This is a genomic window from Marisediminitalea sp. (assembly GCF_984433645.1).
On sequence record NZ_CFIDRX010000244.1, the window covers coordinates 1 to 4,913 of the forward strand.

Here is a 4,913-nt window from a genome sequence, read left to right on the forward strand (position 1 = left end):
TTTAACTTGCTGCCTTTTTCAAAATAAACCGTTTCGTTGTTGTGACGATGAAACGAATCGCTTTCGCCTGGCTTCAACACCATTTTCAAAACAAGGGCACGTTCGTTTTCAAGCAATATTTCATACTGTTGGGGTGAAGCAATGTGTCCTGGTTCATACTGCTCGCGAGCATGAGTGTTGGCAGTCGCTGCCAACATCAAGCAAAATCCGGATTTCAATACGGGACGTAAAAGAGACATAAAAACTCCTCAGACGTTTTTCAAAATCATCGCTTTATAACTGGGTTAAAAGTGCTTGTTTATGTGGGCTTCGAAGCGTTTAAAGTCGTTCTCAACGTCTGCGTTTTTCATTACGTCGAAGCTGGCAAAGGTTTCCATCGGAGTCATGCCAAAAAACTTGAAGTTCATATGCATTGGGAACATCAAATCGTCTACTGATTTACCGTCAAAAAACTCTTCATTATCATTGAACGATTCTTCTGGTGCATTGAAGGTCAGAGACATCATGTACTTTACATCTGCAAGTGTGCCGCCAGTACCGTAGTTTTTCTTAGGCTCTTCGGCTACACGCCCATCGCCCGCACACAAAGCGCCGCCCATACCTGCGGTATATACTTCGTCCATATATTTTTTGAATGACCAGGGCACTCCCATCCAATTAATAGGCGATTGAAGAATGACAAAATTTGCCCATTGGTGATGTGCAAGCTGCTCATCCACATCGTATTCTTCTGCCATCGTCACTACGCGAGTGTTATAGCCTTTACCTTCAAGCAGAGTGACGGCTTTATCAACAAGGGCAGCATTCAGCTTGCCCTCTGAGAATGGATAATACTGGTGGGCATTAATAATTAGTACATTGCCTAAACTTGTGGTGCTCATTGAAAAGACTCCTAAGATTGCTTACATATAGGTTAATCAAAGCAAGCGTGTTTTCTCGCTTTAAGGTATGTGGTATATTTTAGTTACCTTTAAACGGTAATCAATTAGTATACTTTTAGTAACCTGCTTTAAATGAGAGGGTGTAAGTTGGAAAGTTCAATAAAAACAGACAATAAAGGACGAAAAAAAGTTTACAACGCTTGCATGGAGCCCTGTGCTATTGAAAAGGGAATGCGATTAATTGGCGGAAAATGGAAAGGTTCGATTATTTACCATCTGAAAGATGAGCCTGTCAGATTTAACGATCTTGCACGAATGCTCGGTGGCGCAAGTAAAAAGATGGTTGATCAGCGTCTCAAAGAGCTTGAAGACGAAGGCATGGTGTTACGAAAGGTTATCAGCGATAGGCCAGTTGCCGTCACGTACGAGCTGACCGAGTTTGGGCGAACAGCTTTGCACATTCTGGATGAGCTTAGAGTGTGGTCTGAAACCCATGATGTGCAGATAAACGCAAAGCAGCGCTAGGCTCGGCCCCACAAACGCGAGCCCTCAAATTGCGCTGCAAGCTTAATTTTTATCAATATTAATCAATCGCATCATCGGAGAGGGTTTTAATGGGTTACGGCCTGGTTGGATAGCCGTAAACTGCATTAAGAGCCTTGTGAAAACCAGCGTTTGATATGGTTGTCTGACCTTATTCATTATCAGGTATTTCATCGTGCTCAAGTTTTTCAGCGTAGCCTTTTGGTGGCGGTGTCCAGCCACGCATTTTTGAGTGTTTGTCATGCAAATCTGCTTTCAGTGCATTTTTAATTAAGGACTCAAGTTCAATAAATAGTTTGAGGTAGTTATTGTCGATGCGTTCACCGCTGGCATCGTCGATCCATGCCTTATAAAGCATATCGTTTTGTTGATCTTCAATATTCTTATAGGCCATCTTTTGGCGTTCAACATGGAAAGGATGAATATTCAGTGAACGCAGTGCTTCTGCCCCCATTTCAAGTGCGGAATGATAGGTTTCTGATACGACATAATCTGCACCTAGCTGACGAAGACGGTAGCCATGACCACGATCGAATGCACGGGCAAGTACCTTAACATTGGGGTAGGCATGCTTGGCATATTTTACCATTTCGGCAGCCGTGTCTTTATCATCGATGGCGATAACCAGCAAAGAGGCATCGTGAGCACCGGCAGTGTGTAAAATATCCGGCTTAGACGCATCGCCAAAATAGGCTTTTGTGCCGACACGCCTGATTAGGTCAATCTGTTCTGAGCGGATATCAAGCACCACGGTTTTAACATCATTGGCTACCAGTAAGCGATTAATAATTTGACCGAAGCGCCCTATACCGGCAATAACGACCGAACCTTGTTCGTCAATGGTGTCTTGCTCCCGTTGTGTTTTGTTGCCTTGATAGCGAGGCATGATGGCTTTGTCGAATAAGATGAAAAGGCCGGGGGTTAAGAACATAGAAATGGCGACAACCAAAGAGAGAACAGAAATAATATTACTGGGGAGCACATAGTTTTGCGATGCAAAACTTAACAATACAAAGCCAAATTCCCCCGCCTGCGCCAAACTAAGTGTAAATAGCCATTTATTGCTTTCGCGCAACTTAAATACGACGGCAATCACGTACAGTACCATTGCTTTTACAAGCATAACCGTAATAGTAAGGGCTGCAATTAATACTGCGTTGTCCGACAGTACTCCAAAATTAATGCCTGCTCCTACGGTAATAAAAAAGAGCCCGAGGAGGAGTCCTTTGAAAGGCTCAATGTTAGCTTCCAACTCGTGCCTAAACTCGCTATTGGCAAGTACTACGCCAGCCAGGAACGCGCCCAGGGCGGGGGAAAGACCAACTAACCCCATCAGAGCGGCAATACCGATAATAAGCATTAACGCCGTCGCTGTGAAAATTTCACGTAGATGTGACGAAGCGACAAATTTGAATAAAGGGCGGCTTAGGTAGTGACCGCCCACTGTGACAAAGGCCACAGAACTGATGATAACCAAGCCGTAGCCCCACGGTGGTAGTCCCTCTACCAGGCTTAAGTTGTTGTGGCTTTCGCTGCTCGAACCATGCTCTGCAGCACTCGACGCTAGCTCAGGAATAGCCAGCAGCGGGATTAGCGCTAACATAGGGATGACGGCGATATCTTGAAACAGCAGCACCGAAAACGCGCTTTTGCCTCCTTCTGTTTGCTGTAAACCTTTCTCTTGAAAAGTTTGTAGTACGATAGCAGTTGAGGACAGCGCAAAAATGAGTCCTATCGTCAGGGAAACCCCAAAGGGTTGACCTAATGCAATTGCTGCGGCGGTAATAAGCGCAGCAGTCAGTCCAAGCTGCAATCCGCCCAAACCCAGAAGCTTTGATTTCATGGCCCACAATGAGCGGGGCTCAAGCTCCAGACCAACTAAAAATAGCATCATCACCACACCAAACTCGGCAAAGTGTTGGATAGTTGTGGTTTCATCACCCACAAGTCCGAATACCGGGCCAATAACCAGGCCTGCGATTAAATAGCCTAAAACCGAACCAAGCCCTAATCGCTTAGCGATGGGAACTGCAATAACCGCCGCCACCAGATAAATAAACGCATAGAGAAAATAGCCTGTCATCTTACTCTCCTGACTGTGTGCACAAATCGGCTAGGTTTTCGATGTTCATTGCTTTCTCCATATTCAGTTCGCCTTTGACGAGTTTGTTTAGCAACGTCGTCCATTTTCGACGATGATCGCTAATACGGTGTTCTTCCTGTGCGGTGCGAGAACCAAACAATGCAAAAGGCGCCAGGTAGGTCATATGAGTAATACTTGCCATTTGTTCAAGTGGTTGGAGAAGTTGGCGGATAGTGAAATGATTAAAACCGTCAGTTTGATACGCTTCTTCTTTGCCGCCAGCACTTATAGCGCATAAAAACTGTTTACCTTTAAGTGCCGTTCCTTCGTGTCCATAAGCAAAGCCATACTCGAGCACAAGATCCTGCCATTCTTTTAAAATTGACGGCGTTGAGTACCAATATAATGGGTACAGAAAAATGATGATGTCGTGATCTACAAGCTGCTGTTGTTCGCGTTCTATATCAATATTGAAGTCGGGGTATTCGGCATACAAGTCTACAGCGGTCACATGCTCGATTGCTTGTGCATCTGCAAAAAGCGGAACGTTAACCTCAGAACGGGTTTGCGCAGGGTGAGCAAACAGTACCAAAACTTTTCTATTGTGCTTACTTTCATCTATATCGCTTTTGTTGTCGCTATTCATACACGTTTTCCAAGCTTGTTTAGTGCTGCTTTTGGGTGGTATTACAATGTAGTTAAGTATGTGTGTTTTCTCACTTTCTGGTAAGTGGTGTATTTTAGTTACCTTGAAACTACAATCAATTAGTATACTTTTGGTTACCTGTTAAAAATGAGAGGTCGAGAGCTGGAAAGGTAAATAAAAACAATTGCTAAAAGGCGAAAATTGTTAATAACGCATGCATGTCGTAATCCCCCCCCTGAAAAGTAACGGCGGTTATTAGTAGAACATCCAATGTTTAAAATAGTTAGTTAAATTTAGGAGATCAGGCTTAATTTTTGGGGCGTTGCAAATTTTCTGTATGCACAAAATCTATCCGTTTCATTTGTCGTCTATCGGACTATAGTAAGTCTATATTTAGACCAATAGAGATTGTCATGAAAACTCAAACTGTACCTTGCATGAAGGAACATGCGAATCATCTGGAATTGGATAATCCCATTTGGGTCACGCAAAATGGCAAGCCAAAGTATGTTATTCAGGATGCGAAAGTCTACGAAGAACAGCAACAAACTTTAGCATTATTTAAACTCATTAATTTGTCAGAACACAGCGCGCGACAGAATGGGCTATTTGATCTGGATGAAGCATTTGAAGACGATTGGAGACAGCAAAAAAGTGACAACGGTTTTTAAACTTTGTTTGAAAAACCTGGATGCATTTTTAACCAGAAAATTTAATCAGAATGTTGCTAGCGAGGCCAAGCAAGCTATTAAATCAAAAG

The 4,913-nt window shown here is 43.5% G+C and carries 5 protein-coding genes and 1 pseudogene; 2 read left to right on the forward strand and 4 right to left on the reverse strand.

Features of this window, described 5'->3' with window-relative positions; translation table 11 throughout:
* Both AC4MRN_RS19480 and AC4MRN_RS19485 read right to left on the reverse strand, forming a co-directional pair.
* A pseudogene (locus AC4MRN_RS19480) lies at window positions 1–239 on the reverse strand (hypothetical protein); the annotation flags it as partial.
* 45 nt (window positions 240–284) lie between these two features.
* Window positions 285–881, reverse strand: coding sequence for an NAD(P)H-dependent oxidoreductase (locus tag AC4MRN_RS19485; protein WP_155013843.1), 597 nt, complete (start codon window positions 879–881; stop codon window positions 285–287).
* Between the two features lie 147 nt (window positions 882–1,028).
* Here AC4MRN_RS19485 and AC4MRN_RS19490 point away from each other — a divergent pair, with 147 nt between their 5' ends.
* Window positions 1,029–1,406, forward strand: a complete 378-nt coding sequence (locus AC4MRN_RS19490; RefSeq protein WP_073323929.1) for a winged helix-turn-helix transcriptional regulator — start codon at window positions 1,029–1,031, stop codon at window positions 1,404–1,406.
* Window positions 1,407–1,575: 169 nt separating this feature from the next.
* On the opposite strand, the gene AC4MRN_RS19495 is transcribed toward AC4MRN_RS19490, so the two are convergent.
* Together AC4MRN_RS19495 and AC4MRN_RS19500 are read right to left on the reverse strand one after the other, a co-directional pair.
* The gene (locus tag AC4MRN_RS19495; protein WP_491204246.1) at window positions 1,576–3,507 is read right to left on the reverse strand and encodes a monovalent cation:proton antiporter-2 (CPA2) family protein; all 1,932 of its coding nucleotides are present in this window, start codon (window positions 3,505–3,507) and stop codon (window positions 1,576–1,578) included.
* Between the two features lies 1 nt (window position 3,508).
* On the reverse strand, window positions 3,509–4,153 hold the full coding sequence (locus AC4MRN_RS19500; RefSeq protein WP_073323695.1) for an NAD(P)H-dependent oxidoreductase: 645 nt from the start codon (window positions 4,151–4,153) through the stop codon (window positions 3,509–3,511).
* Window positions 4,154–4,566: 413 nt separating this feature from the next.
* Between AC4MRN_RS19500 and AC4MRN_RS19505 the strand changes: the two genes are divergently transcribed.
* A complete protein-coding gene (locus tag AC4MRN_RS19505) occupies window positions 4,567–4,824 on the forward strand; it encodes a type II toxin-antitoxin system prevent-host-death family antitoxin (RefSeq protein ID WP_491055005.1) in 258 nt (85 codons plus the stop codon).
* The last annotated feature ends 89 nt before the right edge of the window (window positions 4,825–4,913 follow it).